Source organism: Aquabacterium sp. (assembly GCF_041909175.1).
Classification (GTDB): Bacteria; Pseudomonadota; Gammaproteobacteria; order Burkholderiales; family Burkholderiaceae_C; genus Aquabacterium.
In genome coordinates this window covers 155,135-171,682 of record NZ_JAYRDZ010000008.1, presented here as the reverse complement: position 1 = coordinate 171,682, position 16,548 = coordinate 155,135, and the positions used below count along the sequence as shown (strand labels likewise).

Here is a 16,548-nt window from a genome sequence, read left to right as displayed (position 1 = left end):
AGGCTAGCCTGTCAGAAGAAGCTCTCTTCAACGGTCACGATGTCGCCGGGCAACACCGGGGTGTTGAGGTCCACATTCACCGGGGTCTGGGTTTTGTCTTTCTCGCGAATGAGGAAGATTTTCTTGAGCGAGGCACGCTCTTTGAAACCGCCCGCCAGCGCAGCGGCCTTGCGAACAGTGAGCCCAGGCTGAAAGGGGTAGCCACCGGGTTTGTCGACCATGCCGTTGATGAAGAAGGGGCGGTATTCTTCAATCAGCACCGATACCTTGGGGTTGACCAAAATACGGCCCTTGAGCTTGTCGACCACCATGCGCTCAACCTCGCTGATGGTGCGCGCCAGCACATTGATTTCACCCACGGCGGGCATGGGCACCGACCCGATGTCTGACACCCGCACTTTTTCAAGTGAGAGTTCGGGCTCGTCGAGCACACGGATGGTGATGATGTCCCCGGGCCCGAGTTTGTAGGTGGTGACGAATTCGACCGTGTCGGTATCAGGCGCCGCCATAGGTTGGGCATGAAGGCCCACTGAGTTGGCCGCCAGCACGGCCATCAACACACAGCGAATGACGTGAAAAATTCGGCTCGACACGGGTGAATACTGCATGTGATTTAGAAGGCCAGATCAAGCTTGACGGTCAGCAAGTTGCGGTCGTAGTCGTAGGTGTTGTCGTCTGAATTGCGCTTGCCATAGCGGTATTCACCCGTCACACGCGACCAGCGGCTCACCACATAGCTGGCGCCCAGCATCAACTCGTTGGTGCGGTCTTCGCGGTTTCCGCCCACGTAGGTGGTGTCGCTGAGCGTCAGCCCGACACGGGTGCTGAAGTAGCTGCGCCAGTTGTGGTCCCACGTGAGGCCCACGTAGCTGTTGGTGATGTATTGCGCGGTGGTGCCAGTGGCATCAGAGGCCCCCCGGCCGGTGGTAACACCGAAGGTGGAATACGTGAGCGGCTGCCACTTCAGGCCGCCTTCCCAGGTGCTGCCGTGGAAGTCTTTGCGCACGCGGTTGTAGTCTTTGCTGAGGTAACCCACCTTGAACTCGCCACTGGTGGCGGCCGTGGCCTCCCACCGGGTACCTACCAACAGGCGTTGCTCGGTGTTGTCCTGGTTGGTGGTGTTCAGGCTGTAGTCAAAGTCGGTATGGCGGTATTCGGTCAACACCTGCGTTTTGGGGCCGACACGGTACAAAAAGCGCCCGACCACATTGAGCGAGGCGTAATCAGACCCCAGGGTAGAGGCACGGTGGTTGAGGTATTTCTTGTCGTAATAGCCCACTTCGCCTTCAATATTGCCCTGAGCTTCTTTGGCACCGTAGCGGCCAGCCGCAATGAAATTGCTGGCCTGGTAACGGTCTGGCTTGTTGGAGGTGGACACGTCAGTAGAACCAACCGGGTCGTATTGGTTTTGGTAGCTGGCGCGCCAGTTGAAGGCGAAGCGGGTGTCCAGATCATGGGCGCCTGAGGCGGCCACTTCCTGATTTTCGTAGTCGTAGTCGGAATACGAGTTGTAGTGCACGGCTTCGGCGCGATAGCCCAGCGAATACTTGCTCACCCCATATTGGGCAGACAGCACCAGTGACGGCGCCGCGCTGATGAAGCTGCTGCTTTGTGCGCTGGTAGGCGCCAGAGTAAGGTTGTCGTTGTAGCCTAGGCCCAGAGTCACCATTGGGGTGAACACCAAGTTGCCGTCACCTAGGCGCAGGCTGCCCGGCTGAAACTGCCCACTTGCAGGCACACCACCAGACTCAAAGCCTTCTGCGCCACTGCCCACAGCCGTGCCCACCGCTGTTTCGGTGGCGGTGGTGGTGACGGGCGCAGCAGGTGCCTGAGCAAGTGCCACACCAGAGACAGTGAAGCCCACGGACAGAAGGCAGGCGAGGCGAAGGATGGCGGCTTGTTGCGTGTTCATGGCAAAGGCTTCCTGATGTATTGTGATGACGAGCAACTGGTTTGCCGCCAAGGTGCAGACCACATCAGCGCCATGATGGTGCTGAGGGTGAAGGCGTTGGCAGGTATATGCAGGTTGAAATCGACCCAGCTGTGTATTGCAATGCAGCATAAGGCCATGAATACCCCATACGCTACCCCACGGGTCGAGGATCTGAAAGAGCTTGACGTGTGCGCAATGGCTCTTCGCAGCGTGATGATGCCCGTAACCAACAGTAACCCCAGGCCAAGCAGGCCGGTATCTGCGGCAATTTCGGCGTAGTCGTTGTGGGCGTGGTCAAAAAACCAGGACACGAGCACCATGTCTTCAGTCTTGAAGCGGGGGAACTCCATGTAGAAGGTGCCGCCGCCGTAGCCAAACCAGGGGCGTTGGGCGATCATCGGCAGGGTATGGATGGCCGGTTGCAGGCGGGCTTCGAGAGTTTCTTCGCCACGCTTGTCTTGCTCGACCACGGCAGTGGCTTCAAGCCGCTGCACCACGTGTTCCAGCCCGACCCATTGGCCAATGACCACCACGTCGACCAGAATGAGGCTGGCAATGAGCACGCTGGCAGTGCGCCGCAGTGCAGGCAGCCGCCACCACACCAGGCAGCCCACCAGCACCACCGCCGCGAAGAACGAGGCATTGCCCATGCGTGAGCGGGTGAGCACCAGCGCAATGACCATGACGACAAGCAGCAAGCGCAAGGCCATGCGCGGCGTGAGCATGAAGCGCAAGAAGGCCACCGCTGTGCGCTTGACGTGGCGGGTGGACATGGTGTCTTCACCCTTGAGGGAGCCGACCAGCCAACCGATGCCCATGGACAGCGTGAGATAGAGATAACAGGCCAGGTGGTTGCGGTTGATGTAGGTGCCCGTGGCTTGGGCGCCATGCTGAATGTCTTCGTAGAAGAGTTGGTATTGCGCCTTGACGGACAGCAGGATGATGGCCACCAGAGCTTCGGCAATGCCAGCCGCCACCAGGGTAAAAACCAGCACCTTGGCCCGACGCTGGCTGGTGACCAGCAACAAGGTGAGCAGGAACTGCCCCACAAAGGTAAGGGTGCAGAGCAGGTAGTACTTGGTGGAGAACGGGTCGCTGGTGCGCAATAGGCCGCCGTTCAAACCACCCCAGATTTGGCCGAGTTGCAGCAAGGCAAACAGCGCCAGCAGCAGCAGAGGCCAGCGGGCACGGCCCAGGCGGGGCCAGGGGTTGGCGCCGCTGAGGGTGATGTTCAACCAGGTGGCCATGACCAGCACAGACACCACGGCCCCTGCCCCACCCATGGCCCAGGGACGGTTGCTACCGAAGGGGATGGGCATCCAGACCAGAAGCACCAGCATGGCCACAAACAGAGCACGCTCAACGACCGTGGACACAGAACCAGACTGCATGGGTGGCACAGGCCAGGCAAATTCAAGACGTGGAAACAAAAACCGCGTGGAGGGCCACGCGGTTGCATGAGGCATCAGATGCCAACAAGGCACTGAACCGCACGGCGAAATCAGCTCCGGGTTGCTGTGTTTCCGCCGCCCCCGCCACTAGCGGCGCCACTACTTAGACTGGAAGGAGTAAAAACAGGCGTTTGCGCCGTGTCATTAGTTGTGTTGGTCCCCGGGCCAGCAGCTGGCGCGGTGATCCCAGCATCCAACAAGGCCGTCTGCAACGCAGTATCTGCATTTCCACCAGGAACAGCTGCCTGCATGGCCGAAGCAATGACAGATATAGACACGCCAGCTGACTGCAGTGCGGAAATGGCAACCTCATAGGACACCCCGACATCGGTCATGGCGGCGGCGACCACCTTCGGACTGACGCCTTCGCTCAACAGTTTCGCCACGACCGCCTTGACCTGGGCAGCATCAACGCTGAGCACGTGGCCTTGACTGTCTTTCGTGACAGCAGAATTTAATGCAATCTCTGCAGCAGACAAGCCGCCAATTGAAGAAACCGCGCCCATCGATGCAACCCCTTGGGCGGCAGCATAACCTCCACCCAATACAGCAGTCAGCAACAGCACGACAGCAATCTGCGGCTTAACGAAAGGCATAAGTTATCTCCCAAACAGAAATCTGGTCTTTGAGCGCGAGTTTACGTGCACGACCTGTCAGTCGTCAAACGCTCAAGGCATGCGGCGCGACACCAGTTTCAAACCAGCAAGCACGATCAGTGCCACCCAGACCAGCGGAGAAGACGAATCAGGCGCTTCGAGCATGCCTTTATCCACAGCGAAGGCCGTGGACCCAAAGACCAAGCCCAACAGTACGACCACGATCAATTTGGTTTTTGTCATTTTTTAGCCCCCCTTTGTGCAGTGCAATATAGGGGAAGGTGCCAAAAAATGCCCACTTATTTAGGGGGTAACCCTAAAGTTGGCTCAGTCTTTGCCGAAAAGTCACGAACCGGCGTTATCAAAATGCATCAGCCTGCGCCAACAAGGGTGCCTGCGCGTCTTTGGGCGCCAGGTTGGGCTGCAGGCCCGCTAGTGGCCACTCGATGCCTATGGCAGGGTCTGACCACAAAATGGCGCGTTCGCAATCTTTGGCGTAGACGTCGGTGGTTTTGTACAAAAAGTGGGCGTTGTCGGTCAGCGCCACAAAACCGTGCGCGAAGCCTTCCGGAATCCACAGCTGGCGGTGGTTGTCTGCCGTGAGCTCGGCGCCCACCCATTTGCCGAAGGTGGGCGAGCCCTTGCGGATGTCAACCGCCACATCAAACACCGCCCCCTGCACCACCCGCACCAGCTTGCCTTGCGGGTGCGGCGGCAGTTGGTAATGCAGGCCACGCAGCACACCCTTGCTGCTGCAGGAATGGTTGTCTTGCACAAAGGGGCGCGGCGCAGGCAGGCCCAGTTTGGCCAGCTCGGCATGGAAGCGGGCTTCGTTGAAGCTTTCCATGAACCAGCCGCGGTCGTCCTTGAACACGGCGGGCTCGACGATGACGACGTCAGGAATGGCGGTTTGGATGAGTTTCATGATCAGTAAGCGCCGTCTTGAATGACCTTCATGAGGTACTGGCCGTAGCCGTTCTTCAGCATGGGTTGGGCGAGTTTTTCAACCTGTTCGGCCGTGATCCAGCCGGAACGGAAGGCAATTTCTTCCAGACAGGCCACTTTGAGGCCCTGGCGTTTTTCGAGCGTGGCGATGAACTGGCCAGCTTCGAGCAGGCTGTCGTGCGTGCCGGTGTCTAGCCAGGCGTAGCCCCGGCCCATGATTTCGACATTGAGCTGGGCCTGAGCCAGGTAGCGGGCGTTCACATCGGTGATTTCCAGCTCACCACGGGCGCTGGGGCAGATGCTGGCGGCGATGTCGCACACCTGCTGGTCGTAGAAATAGAGCCCGGTGACGGCGTAGTTGCTCTTGGGTTGCTTGGGCTTCTCTTCGATGCTGAGGGCGCGCTTGGCCTCGTCAAACTCGACCACGCCATAGCGCTCGGGGTCGGTCACGTGGTAGGCGAAGACGCTGGCGCCCTGCTCTTGCGCGGCGGCGTTGCGCAGCAGGCCCTGGAAGTCGTGCCCGAAGAAGATGTTGTCGCCCAACACAAGGGCGCTGGGGTGGTTGCCCACAAAGTCTTTACCCAGGATGAAGGCCTGAGCCAGCCCATCAGGGCTGGGCTGCACGCAGTAGCTGAGGTTGATGCCCCATTGGTGGCCATCGCCCAGCAGGGCCTGGAAGCGCGGGGTGTCTTGCGGGGTGCTGATGAGCAGGATGTCTCTGATGCCGGCCAGCATGAGGGTGCTGAGCGGGTAATAGACCATGGGCTTGTCGTACACCGGCAGGAGCTGCTTGCTGATGGCCAGCGTGGCCGGGTGCAGCCGGGTGCCGGAGCCGCCGGCGAGGATGATGCCTTTGCGTTGGGTGCTCATGAACAGACTCACTTCCCTGCGATTTCGATCAACATGCGTTGCACGCCCTGCTGCCAGTGCGGCAGCGTGATGCCCAGTGCCTGCTGCAGCTTGGCGGTGCTGAGCCGCGAGTTGAGCGGCCGCCGGGCAGGCGTGGGGTAGGCGGTGGTGGGGATGGGCTGAATGGCCTCGGGCGCCACCTTGATGGGCTGGCCCTGGGCGCGCGCCCATTCAATGACGAAGCGGGCGTAGTCAAACCAGCTGGTTTCACCACTGGCCACCAGGTGGTACAGGCCGGTCAGGCGGGCGCGGATGGCGTGCGCGGTGACATCAGCCAGCAGATCGGCCCCGGTGGGGGCACCAATTTGGTCGTGGATGACATTGAGGGCTTCGCGCTCGCCAGCCAGGCGCAGCATGGTTTTGGCGAAGTTGCCGCCGCGTGCGGCGTAGACCCAGCTGGTGCGGAAGATGGCGTGGTCACAGCCGCTGGCCGCGATGGCCTGCTCGCCCTCGAGCTTGGTTTGACCATAGACGCTCAAGGGGCCGGTGGGGTCAGCCTCGGTGCGGGGGGCTGTGCCGCTGCCGTCGAACACGTAGTCGGTGCTGTAGTGCACGAGCAGCGCGCCCAGTTGGGCCGCTTCGCGGGCGATGGCCGCTGGCGTGGTGGCATTGAGCAGGCGGGCCACTTCGGGCTCGCTTTCGGCCTTGTCGACCGCCGTGTGGGCTGCGGCATTGACGATGACATCAGGGCGCACGGCACGCACCAGGGCAGCCACTTGATCAGGCTGCGTGAAATGGGCCTTGTCTGACCCATGGGCCACGACGGTACCCAAGGGCGCCAGCGCGCGTTGCAGTTCCCAGCCGACCTGGCCGTTTTTGCCCAGCAAGAGGATGTTCATGGTGTGGGGCCGTGCTTATGCGGTGCGGCTGGCGTAGTTGGTGCTGATCCACTCACGGTAGGCGCCAGAGCGCACGGAGTCGATCCACTCGGTGTTGTCGAGGAACCATTGCACCGTTTTGCTGATGCCCGACTCGAAGGTTTCAGCCGGCTGCCAGCCGATCTCGCGCTGGATTTTGCGCGGGTCGATGGCGTAGCGGCGGTCGTGCCCGGGGCGGTCTTTCACGTAGGTGATGAGGCTTTCGTAGAGGCTGCCGTCAGCACGCGGGCGCAGGGCATCGAGCTTGCGGCACACGGTGGTGACGACGTCGATGTTGCGGATTTCGTTGATGCCGCCCACGTTGTAGGTTTCGCCCGTGGTGCCTTTTTCCAGCACCTGGCAGATGGCCTCGCAGTGGTCGCGCACAAAGAGCCAGTCGCGGATGTTGAGGCCGTCGCCATAGACGGGCAAGGGCTTGCCTTCGAGGGCGTTGAGGATCATCAGCGGGATGAGCTTCTCAGGGAAGTGGTAGGGCCCGTAGTTGTTGCTGCAGTTGGTGGTGAGCGTGGGGAAACCGTAGGTGTGGTGGTAGGCCCGTACCAGATGGTCGCTGCCCGCCTTGCTGGCCGAATAGGGGCTGTTGGGGGCGTAGGGCGTGGTTTCGCTGAAGGCGGGATCGGTGTCGCCCAGCGAGCCGTAGACCTCATCGGTAGACACATGCAGGAAGCGGAAGGCGGTCTTGTCGGCTTCGTTCATGCCGCCCCAGTAGGCACGGGCTTCTTCCAGCAGGCTGAAGGTGCCGACCATATTGGTGTGGATGAACTCGCCTGGGCCATGGATGGAGCGGTCCACATGGCTTTCTGCCGCGAAATGCAGGATGGCACGCGGGCGGTATTGGGCCAGGGCGGCTCTGACGGCTTCGCGGTCGGCAATGTCAGCCTGCACGAGGGTGGCGCGGCCTGCGTCAAGGTGCGGCTTGATGGTGAGCGGGTTGCCCGCGTAGGTGAGCTTGTCGAACACGACAACGGGCTCTTCAGGCAACCCCAACTTGGCCAAACGCTCAAACCAGTGGTGGACAAAATTGCCGCCGATGAAGCCGGCGCCGCCTGTGATGAGGATCATGTGAGGCAAACCTGATGAAAAGGCCGTCTATGAGACGTCAGATTATGCCCACCAACCTTTGCCAGCCTGAAATGCGACAGTTCAGATCAAACCGCAGAGTGGGCACCAGTTTCGGGGGTATCGTTTGCTCACAAATCACTGGAACGTACATGTCATGCGGCATGATTAGACTGGGTTGGGTTGATTTCGCGACCTGATCAGGAACAGAGGGAAAGAATTAGAGAGATGGCCAAGGCAATGATTCTGGCTGCGGGACAGGGAACCCGCGTACGACCACTGACGAAACAGACTCCCAAGCCGATGGTGCCCATTTTGGGCAAGCCGGTGCTGGAGTACATCATCGAGCACTTGGCGCGTTATGGCGTCAAGGAAATCATGGTGAACGTGGCCTTCAACCACTGGAAGATTGAAAACTACTTTGGTGACGGCCACCGCTGGGGCGTGGAGATTGGCTATTCGTATGAAGGGGTGCGCGAGCACGGCGAGATCGTGCCCAAGCCTCTGGGCTCTGCGGGTGGCATGCGCGCCATTCAGGATTTCAGCGGCTTTTTTGACGACACCACCATCGTGATGTGCGGCGACGCCATCATTGACCTGGACATCCGCGCGGCGCTGTTTGAACACAAGGCCAAGCAGGCCGTGGCCAGCGTGGTGACGCTGGAAGTGCCCAAGGACCAGGTGAAGAACTACGGCATTGTGGTGGCCGACAAGGAAGGCCGGATCACGTCTTTCCAGGAAAAGCCGAGCCCGGAAGAGGCCAAGTCGAACCTGGCGAGCACGGGTATCTACATTTTCGAGCCCAGCGTGCTCGACCTGGTGCCGCAGGGCAAGGAATTCGACATTGGCAGCCAGTTGTTCCCCATGCTGGTGGACAAGGGCCTGCCTTTCTATGCGCAAAGCCGCTACTTCAACTGGATCGACATTGGCCGCGTGACGGACTACTGGTCGGTGTGCCAGCGCGTGCTGCGTGGCGAGGTGGCGCAGATGGACATGCCCGGCACCGAGGTGCGCCCCGGCGTGTGGGTGGGCCTGAACACCAAGGTGGACTGGGATTCGGTGAAGATTACCGGGCCGGTTTACATCGGGTCGGGCTCTTGCATTGAAGCTGGTGTGACAATTGAGGGCCCCACGTGGATTGGCCACGGCAGCCTGCTGCGAAAGAACAGCAAGGTGGTGCGCAGCGTGTTGTTTGAGTACACACGGCTGAGCGAGGGGGCTGAGTTCAACGAAGTAGTTGCATCACCCAACTATTGCGTGGACCGCCATGGCAACACAACGTACCAGGGCGATGAAACCACGACCTTGCGGTGGGGTGATGCCAGGGCATAAATGAAGCGATATCTGGTAACCGGCGCGGCCGGATTCATTGGCATGCAGGTGTCACAGGCCTTGTTGGCCCGTGGCGATGCGGTGGTGGGCATTGACAACATCAATGACTACTACGACCCCCAACTGAAACTCGACCGGCTGACCCAGATCAGCCAGGGGCCGCAAGCGGCGGCCTTTCGGTTTGAAAAGATCGACATTGCCGATGGTGCCGCGCTGAACAACCTGTTCGCCCGCGAGCGCTTTGATGGCGTGGTGCACCTGGCGGCACAAGCCGGGGTGCGCTACTCGCTGACCCACCCGCACGCGTATGCGCAATCAAACCTGGTGGGCTTTGTGAACATGCTGGAGGCCTGCCGCCACCAGCAGGTGCCGCACCTGGTTTATGCCAGCAGCTCGAGCGTGTATGGCGGCAACGTGAAGATGCCGTTTGCCGAAACCGATGCGGTGGACCACCCGGTGAGCTTGTATGCAGCCACCAAGAAGTCGAACGAGCTGATGGCGCACACCTACAGCCACCTGTTCGGCCTGCCGACCACGGGCTTGCGCTTTTTCACGGTGTATGGGCCCTGGGGCCGCCCTGATATGGCGCCCTTCCTGTTCACGAAGGCCATTCTGGCGGGCGAACCCATCAAGGTGTTCAACCACGGCCAGATGATGCGCGACTTCACCTACATCGACGACATCGTGGCTGGCGTGATTGGCACGCTGGACCGCCCTGCCACCCCAGACGAGCAATTTGACCGCGAGCACCCGAGTGCAGCGGGCTCGTGGGCGCCGTACAAGGTGTTCAACATTGGCAACAGCGAGCCAGTGAAGCTGATGGACTTCATTGGCACACTGGAAAAGGCCCTGGGCAAGGAAGCCATCAAGGACATGCAGCCGATGGCACCTGGCGATGTGGTGGCCACTTATGCAGACACGTCTGCCCTGGAAGCCTGGACCGGCGTGAGCCCGAGCACCTCTCTGACTGAGGGGATTGAGCGCTTTGTTCGCTGGTACCGCGCGTATTACAAGGTCTGAGTGAGAAAATACGCCTCAGAATCATTCAACATTTGAACGAGTCGCTATGAAAGTTTCCGTTGTTGGCACGGGCTATGTGGGCCTGGTGACTGGTGCCTGTCTGGCCGAAATGGGCAATGATGTCCTGTGCCTGGATGTGGACCCGAACAAGATCCGCATTCTGGAAGAAGGCGGCATCCCTATTCACGAGCCCGGCTTGGACGCCGTGGTGGCCCGCAATGTGAAGGCCGGTCGCCTGGCTTTCACCACCGATGTGGCCCGCGCTGTGGCGCACGGCACCATCCAGTTCATTGCCGTGGGCACGCCCCCGGATGAAGATGGCTCAGCCGACCTGCAATATGTGCTGGCAGCCGCCCGCAACATTGGTCGGCTGATGACCGACTACAAGGTGGTGGTCGACAAGAGCACGGTGCCCGTGGGCACGGCCGACAAGGTGAAGGCCGCCATTGCGGACGAACTGTCCAAGCGTGGCAGCGATGCCAAGTTTGCCGTGGTGTCGAACCCCGAGTTCCTGAAGGAAGGCGCTGCGGTGGACGACTTCATGAAGCCGGACCGCATTGTGGTGGGAGCCGAAGACGAGCAGGCCATCTTGCTGATGCGCGCGCTGTACGCCCCATTTGGCCGCAACCGCGACAAGGTGCTGGTGATGGACGTGCGCAGCGCCGAGCTGACCAAGTACGCCGCCAACGCCATGCTGGCCACCCGCATCAGCTTCATGAACGAGCTGGCCCTGCTGGCTGAAACCATGGGCGCCGACATCGAGCACGTGCGTCTGGGCATTGGCTCTGACCCGCGCATTGGCACGCACTTCCTGTATGCCGGCTGTGGCTACGGCGGCAGCTGCTTCCCCAAGGACGTGAAGGCCCTGATCAAGACCGCGACCGACGAAGGCCACGATCTGAAGGTGCTGAAGGCCGTGGAAGCGGCCAACGACCACCAGAAGACCGTGCTGGTGGACAAGATTGCCAAGCGCTTTGGCGCCGACCTGAGTGGCAAGCATTTCGCGCTGTGGGGCCTGGCCTTCAAGCCCAACACCGACGACATGCGTGAAGCCACCAGCCGCGTGGTGATCAGCGAGTTGTTTAACCGTGGTGCCACGGTGACGGCCTATGACCCGGTGGCCATGGAAGAGGCCAAGCGCATCTTTGGTGATGAGCCGCGCCTGCGTTATGCAGAAAGCCCGATGGACGCGCTGAAGGGTGCCGATGCGCTGGTGATCGTGACCGAGTGGAAGGAATTCCGCAGCCCCGATTTCGACCGCATCAAGGCTGAACTGAAGACACCGGTGGTGTTTGACGGCCGCAACCTGTATGAACCGGCCCTGGTGAAGGCCTCTGGTCTGGACTACGCACCGATTGGCCGCGCCCAGCCCTGATCACTGACCCGGTGGGTGAAGTGGCAGCTCGATGATGAAGCAGCTGCCACCACCCAGGCGGTCTTCGCAGCGCACATCGCCGCCATGGCGTACGGCGATCTGCTTGACGAGGCTCAGGCCCAGCCCCACCCCACCGACGTGCTCGGCATGGCCAGGCATGCGGTAGAAGGGCTCGAAGATGCGGTCACGCTGGCTGACCGGCACACCCGGCCCCCGATCACACACTTGAATCTGCACACGTTGCGGCGTGGGCATGGTCAGGTGCAATTCAACCGGCTCGGTGTTGCCACCGTAGCGCTTGGCGTTTTCCAGCAGGTTGCGCATGGCGCGTCGCACCAGGCGGTCATCACCCTTGAAGCCGTCAGGCTTGAAGCTGCTGTGGATGACGACCCGCGCCCCTGTGCGTTCAGCCTCTTCTTCACCCATGGTCTTGAGGTTGATGGGCTGCAGATCGAGCGTGGGACGGGCGTCGAGCCGGCTGGCAAGCAGCACTTCTTCGACCAGGGCATCGAGCTCGCTGATGTCCTTGTTGATTTCGCGGCGCAGGTCTTCCGTGCGCTCAGGCGGCAACTCGGTGAGCATGGCCGTGGCCATTTTCAGGCGCGCCAGGGGCGAGCGCAGCTCGTGGCTGGCGTTGGCCAGCAGGCTGCGGTGCGAGGTGACGAGGTCTTCGATTTGCTGCGCGGCCTGGTTGAAGCTGCTGGCCAGCGCGGCGACTTCGTCTTTGCCTTCTACTTCGACACGGTGCTGAAGCTGGCCGGAGCCGAAGGTTTCCACGCCCTGCCTCAAGGCCTTGATGCGACGCGTGAGGTGGTTGGCAACCGGCCAGGCACCCACGGCCACGGCGACAAACAGCAACACCAGCGACAGGACCATGCCTGACGCCCCCCCTACCGCGATGGCAGGCGGAGTCAACCAGGCCAGCGGCGCCAGCCAGAACGGCGTGCGAGATGGGCCATTTTCAACACGGTTGCGATCACCCCGGGGGCCACGGGCGTTGTCGTTCTGGATACCGTCCGGGCCGAAACCAGGGCCACCAGGCCCCAATGGCGGTGGGCCATCGAAGCCGTTGGCACGCTCGTTGAAGCTTTCATTCGGACCACCGGGGCCACCAGGCCCGCCGGGCCCTCTGGGGCCACCAAACTGGTCCGGACCATTGTTGCCGCCCGGCTGTTGCGGACGCCCGCCCCTGAGCAGGTCAGGCGGGCCACCGTGCAAGGGGCCCAGGCGCACGATGAGCAGCAAGCGCCCGTCGCTGAGCTTGACCTGGCGGAGCCGGGTCAGCATTTGCGGGTTGAGGCGGATGAGTTCGTCGAGCTCGTCCGAGGTGGCAATGCGCCTGCCCTCGGCACTGTCGAGCCCCATGGGCAGGTGCAAGCGCTTGGCCCACTCTTTGAGCGCGGCAGCTTGCTCGGCTTCCGGGCGATCAGGCCCGGGCAGCGATTTTTCGATCAGCTCGGCCCAAGCGTCGATGCGCTGGTCGGCTGTGTTTTGCGAGAGCAACTCCTGGCGCTCGCGCTCGAAGTGACGTTTCGCGAGCCAGCCGGTGCCCAGAGTGAACACCAGCAGGACCGCGACCACGGTCAGATAGATGCGCAGCGCAAGGGTCTTCATCCAGCTTTGCTGCTGTCAGCGTCCTGCTTCTTGGCGAACACGTAACCAGCACCACGCACCGTGAGGATGCGCTTCGGATCTTTGGGATCGTCTTCGATGGCAGCACGGATGCGAGAGATGTGCACATCGATGGAGCGGTCAAAGGCTTCCAGCGGGTGGCCCTTGAGGGAGTCCATGATCTGGTCACGGCTGAGCACGCGGCCAGGGTGCTGGGCCAGCACGCACAGCAGATCAAACTGGTAGGAAGTCAGTTCGCAGGGCTTGTTGTCCAGCGTGACCTGACGCAGTCCCGGGTCGATTTCCAGACGACCGAAGCGCCAGATTTCGTCATCGGTCTGGGTGCCTGTGCGACGCAGGAGCGCACGGATGCGCGCCAGCAACTCGCGGGGCTCGAACGGTTTGGGCAGGTAGTCGTCTGCCCCGACCTCCAGCCCGACGATGCGATCGGTGGGTTCACCGCGGGCACTCAGCATGAGCAGCGGCAACGCACGCGTACGCGGCGAAGAACGCAACTCACGACAGAGGTCCAGCCCATCGCCGTCGGGCAGCATGAGGTCCAGAACCAGGGCGTCGCAGGCCTGTCGGGCCAGCAACTCGCGCCCCGCCTTGAGGCTGGGGGCGCACGACACACTGTAGCCGTGGCCGCGAAGGTAATCGCTGACCATGCTGCTCAGACGCAGGTCGTCATCAATGAGAAGGATGTGCTCACTCATGTCCTGCATTGTCGCGCGCTCCATCCTCATTTTTCTCCGCGGAAACGTGCACCCGGCTCATGCGGACGGTCTTCACGGTGTTTTTTCATCTGCTCGGCCACTTTGGCGCGCTGTTCAGGCGTCAGGACCTTGGCAACGTCGACCATGGCTTGCAGCATGCGCTTGCCGGCCTTTTCGTGCTCGGCGTTCATTTGCTCATGCAGCTTTTCAATGGTGGGCACGTCAACCTGCGGTGCCAGCAGAGCGTCCATGCTCTTGGCGTGCAGGTCTTCCTTGCCACTGGCTTCGTGCAGGGCCTTCATGTCGGCAGCAGCGGCATCGGTGATGTCCTTGATTTGCTTGCGTTGTTCAGGCGTGGCCTTCACGTCGTCGAGCATGCGCTCCAGCATGCGGCCGCCAAAGGGCATGGCACCAGGGCCGCCAGGCGCGCCGGGGCCTTCACCACCAGGGCCAGGACGACCAGGACGGTGCTGGTCGCAGGCAGGCGGACGCTTGTCGGTCGCGTTGTCGGTCTTGTCAGCCCAGGCGTTGAAGGCCACTGCGCCGGCGGCACCAGTTGCCAGCACGATCACAGCAGATTGAACGAGAGAACGCATCTTGCGCATGGAATCACTCCTCGGTGAGTCAGCGGCACATGCCGCGAATCGGTAAGGTGATGGTGCGAAGTGGCCGTAAATGCGATGTGCATTGGGGGTAAAGAACTGTGAAAAGCGGCCGAAAGAACGCCGAATTTCACAGTTTTTAAGCAGAGGCTTACCCACAGAATGGGTTTGCCTACGCGTATTCACATTTCGCCCTCTGCCCGCAGGAAAACCATGTCACAAGCTGTTCGCGTGTCCGAATTCTTCAAGTATCACGGGCTGTGGGCCCCTGGTATTCGCCTGTTCCGAAAGGTCAGTTTCTCGATCAAGGCCACCTTGATCTCGCTGGTGTTCATCGTGCCGCTGAGCTGGGTGTCCTGGCAGTACTTCAGCGACAAGGCCGCGGCCATTGAGTTTTCCGCCAAGGAGCACGATGGCGTGACCTATGCGCAAGCCCTGATGCCCGCACTGGCTGCTGCGCAGCACGGCGAAGACATGAGCAGCCCGATGGCCGCCTTGCAGAAGGTGGAGGCATCGGTAGGCCAGGAACTGGGCACGGCGAAGGCTTTTCAGGCTGCGACCAGCGCCACGCCCCCGGAGCAGGCCTCGGCCCTGATGAGTTTGCTGGCGGCAGCTACAGACGGCTCGAACCTGACACTGGACCCGGACATCGACAGCTACTACCTGATGGACGCGTCGATGTTCAGGCTGCCACTGCTGGCGAACTATGTGGCCCAGATGAAATCGCTGGGCCAGGGCATGCTGCAGAGGGGTCAATCGACGCCAGACGAGGTGCGCAAGCTGACTGAACTGAGCGCCCTGGCTCGGGAGCAGTCTGCCGCCTTGTCGGACGGGCTGAACAAGGCCCATGCCTACAACCCGGCCACCCGTGGTGCGGTGAACGGCGAGGCCGTGCTCGGTGAGGTGGCTGCCTTCCTCAAGGAAGTGGATCAGTCATTCCTGCAAAACAGCGGCACCCCGATGGGACAGCCTGAGTCGTTTGGTGCGCATGCTGCCGCGCTGCACGCCGACACGCTGGCCTTGGTCAACCGCAGCAGCCAGGAGCTGAACCGTCTGATTGGTGTGCGCGTGAGCGGGCTGGTGACGGCACGCAACGTCACAGCGGCTGTGATGGCGCTGTTCCTGCTGTGCGCGGTCTATCTGTTCATGTCGTTCAAGCGGGTGCTGGATGGCGGCCTGCGCGAGGTGGCTTACCACCTGACCTCGATTCGCGATGGCGACCTGACAACCCGCCCCAAGGCCTGGGGTGGCGACGAGGTGGCTTCCTTGATTGGTGCACTGCAGCAGATGCAGGCCTCGCTCGGTGACATTGTTCAACGGGTGCGCGAGTCGTCTGACTCCCTGCTGACGGGCGCGAGCGAGATCAGCGCCGGCGCAATGGACCTGTCGGCCCGGACCGAGGCCAATGCGGCCAGCCTGCAGCAGACCTCGGCATCCATGAGCGCGATGTCGGACACCGTCAAACACAGCGCAGCCAGCAGCGAGCGGGCGGCCGGCATGGCCAATGAAAACGCACAAGTGGCCCAGCGTGGCTCTATCGTGATGAAGGAAGTGATTCAGACCATGGACGGCGTACGCACCAGCTCCGGCAAGATTGGCGACATCATCAGCGTGATCGATGGCATTGCCTTCCAGACCAACATCCTGGCGCTCAATGCGGCCGTGGAAGCCGCCCGTGCGGGCGAGCAGGGCAAGGGCTTTGCCGTGGTCGCCACCGAGGTACGCGCCCTGGCGCTGCGCTCGGCCAATGCGGCCCAGGAGATCAAGCAACTGGTAACCGAAAGCATGGAGCGGGTGTCTGCCAGCACCCGCGTGGTGGAAGCCGCTGGCGCCACCATGGACGAACTGATGAGCAACGCCGACCACATGCAGAAGGTGCTGATGGAGCTGTCTGGCTCGGCCACTTCGCAAAGCGCCGGCATCACGCAGATTGGGTCGGCCGTGCAGGATCTGGATCAGTCTACCCAGCAGAACGCGGCGCTGGTTGAACAAACCGCGGCGGCCGCTACCTCGGTGAAAGACCTGGCCCAGCAGATGGCAGACCGGGTGAAGATGTTCAAGCTTCAAGCCGCATCCGTTTAACGACAGCCAAATCCGTCTCATCTTTACCTAAACCGAAGT

At 61.6% G+C, this 16,548-nt stretch carries 15 protein-coding genes; 4 read left to right on the top strand and 11 right to left on the bottom strand.

Annotated features, from left to right (window positions below):
- Positions 1-11 precede the first annotated feature (11 nt).
- From ACE3PH_RS13030 to rfbB, 8 genes are all read right to left on the bottom strand, one after another.
- On the bottom strand, positions 12-608 hold the full coding sequence (locus ACE3PH_RS13030) for a polysaccharide biosynthesis/export family protein (protein WP_374319650.1): 597 nt from the start codon (positions 606-608) through the stop codon (positions 12-14).
- A gap of 5 nt (positions 609-613) precedes the next feature.
- Entirely contained in the window at positions 614-1,912 is a 1,299-nt protein-coding gene (locus ACE3PH_RS13025) for an outer membrane beta-barrel protein (RefSeq protein ID WP_374319649.1), read from the bottom strand.
- Complete coding sequence (locus ACE3PH_RS13020; RefSeq protein WP_374319647.1) at positions 1,909-3,324, bottom strand: O-antigen ligase family protein; 1,416 nt, start codon at positions 3,322-3,324, stop codon at positions 1,909-1,911. Before ACE3PH_RS13020 ends, ACE3PH_RS13025 begins: the two co-directional genes overlap by 4 nt.
- Before the next feature lie 110 nt (positions 3,325-3,434).
- A complete protein-coding gene (locus ACE3PH_RS13015) occupies positions 3,435-3,980 on the bottom strand; it encodes a hypothetical protein (RefSeq protein ID WP_374319645.1) in 546 nt (181 codons plus the stop codon).
- Between the two features lie 361 nt (positions 3,981-4,341).
- Positions 4,342-4,905 carry a dTDP-4-dehydrorhamnose 3,5-epimerase gene (gene rfbC / locus ACE3PH_RS13010; RefSeq protein ID WP_374319643.1) on the bottom strand — a complete coding sequence of 188 codons (564 nt, stop codon included), beginning with the start codon at positions 4,903-4,905 and terminating at the stop codon, positions 4,342-4,344.
- 2 nt (positions 4,906-4,907) lie between these two features.
- Positions 4,908-5,795 (bottom strand): glucose-1-phosphate thymidylyltransferase RfbA, encoded by an 888-nt coding sequence (rfbA, locus tag ACE3PH_RS13005; protein WP_374319641.1) that lies wholly within the window; start codon positions 5,793-5,795, stop codon positions 4,908-4,910.
- 8 nt (positions 5,796-5,803) lie between these two features.
- Positions 5,804-6,673: a dTDP-4-dehydrorhamnose reductase gene (gene rfbD, locus ACE3PH_RS13000; protein ID WP_374319639.1), complete on the bottom strand. Its 870-nt coding sequence runs from the start codon at positions 6,671-6,673 to the stop codon at positions 5,804-5,806.
- Between the two features lie 15 nt (positions 6,674-6,688).
- A complete protein-coding gene (gene rfbB, locus ACE3PH_RS12995) occupies positions 6,689-7,774 on the bottom strand; it encodes a dTDP-glucose 4,6-dehydratase (RefSeq protein WP_374319637.1) in 1,086 nt (361 codons plus the stop codon).
- Positions 7,775-8,011: 237 nt separating this feature from the next.
- Between rfbB and ACE3PH_RS12990 the strand changes: the two genes are divergently transcribed.
- Genes ACE3PH_RS12990 through ACE3PH_RS12980 form a run of 3 tightly spaced genes read left to right on the top strand, consistent with a single transcriptional unit; the run spans position 8,012 to position 11,498 of the window.
- Positions 8,012-9,103, top strand: coding sequence for a sugar phosphate nucleotidyltransferase (locus ACE3PH_RS12990; RefSeq protein ID WP_374319686.1), 1,092 nt, complete (start codon positions 8,012-8,014; stop codon positions 9,101-9,103).
- Positions 9,104-10,123 carry an NAD-dependent epimerase gene (locus tag ACE3PH_RS12985; RefSeq protein WP_374319635.1) on the top strand — a complete coding sequence of 340 codons (1,020 nt, stop codon included), beginning with the start codon at positions 9,104-9,106 and terminating at the stop codon, positions 10,121-10,123.
- Positions 10,124-10,169: 46 nt separating this feature from the next.
- Positions 10,170-11,498, top strand: coding sequence for a UDP-glucose/GDP-mannose dehydrogenase family protein (locus tag ACE3PH_RS12980; RefSeq protein WP_374319633.1), 1,329 nt, complete (start codon positions 10,170-10,172; stop codon positions 11,496-11,498).
- On the opposite strand, the gene ACE3PH_RS12975 is transcribed toward ACE3PH_RS12980, so the two are convergent.
- The 3 genes from ACE3PH_RS12975 to ACE3PH_RS12965 are packed head-to-tail and all read right to left on the bottom strand — an operon-like array spanning position 11,499 to position 14,430.
- Complete coding sequence (locus tag ACE3PH_RS12975; RefSeq protein ID WP_374319630.1) at positions 11,499-13,112, bottom strand: ATP-binding protein; 1,614 nt, start codon at positions 13,110-13,112, stop codon at positions 11,499-11,501.
- Positions 13,109-13,825 carry a winged helix-turn-helix domain-containing protein gene (locus tag ACE3PH_RS12970; protein ID WP_374319628.1) on the bottom strand — a complete coding sequence of 239 codons (717 nt, stop codon included), beginning with the start codon at positions 13,823-13,825 and terminating at the stop codon, positions 13,109-13,111. The genes ACE3PH_RS12975 and ACE3PH_RS12970 overlap by 4 nt, the downstream gene beginning before the upstream one ends.
- Before the next feature lie 26 nt (positions 13,826-13,851).
- The gene (locus ACE3PH_RS12965; RefSeq protein ID WP_374319626.1) at positions 13,852-14,430 is read right to left on the bottom strand and encodes a Spy/CpxP family protein refolding chaperone; all 579 of its coding nucleotides are present in this window, start codon (positions 14,428-14,430) and stop codon (positions 13,852-13,854) included.
- A gap of 210 nt (positions 14,431-14,640) precedes the next feature.
- On the opposite strand from ACE3PH_RS12965, the gene ACE3PH_RS12960 reads away from it, so the two are divergent.
- On the top strand, positions 14,641-16,509 hold the full coding sequence (locus ACE3PH_RS12960) for a methyl-accepting chemotaxis protein (RefSeq protein ID WP_374319624.1): 1,869 nt from the start codon (positions 14,641-14,643) through the stop codon (positions 16,507-16,509).
- Positions 16,510-16,548: the final 39 nt, after the last annotated feature.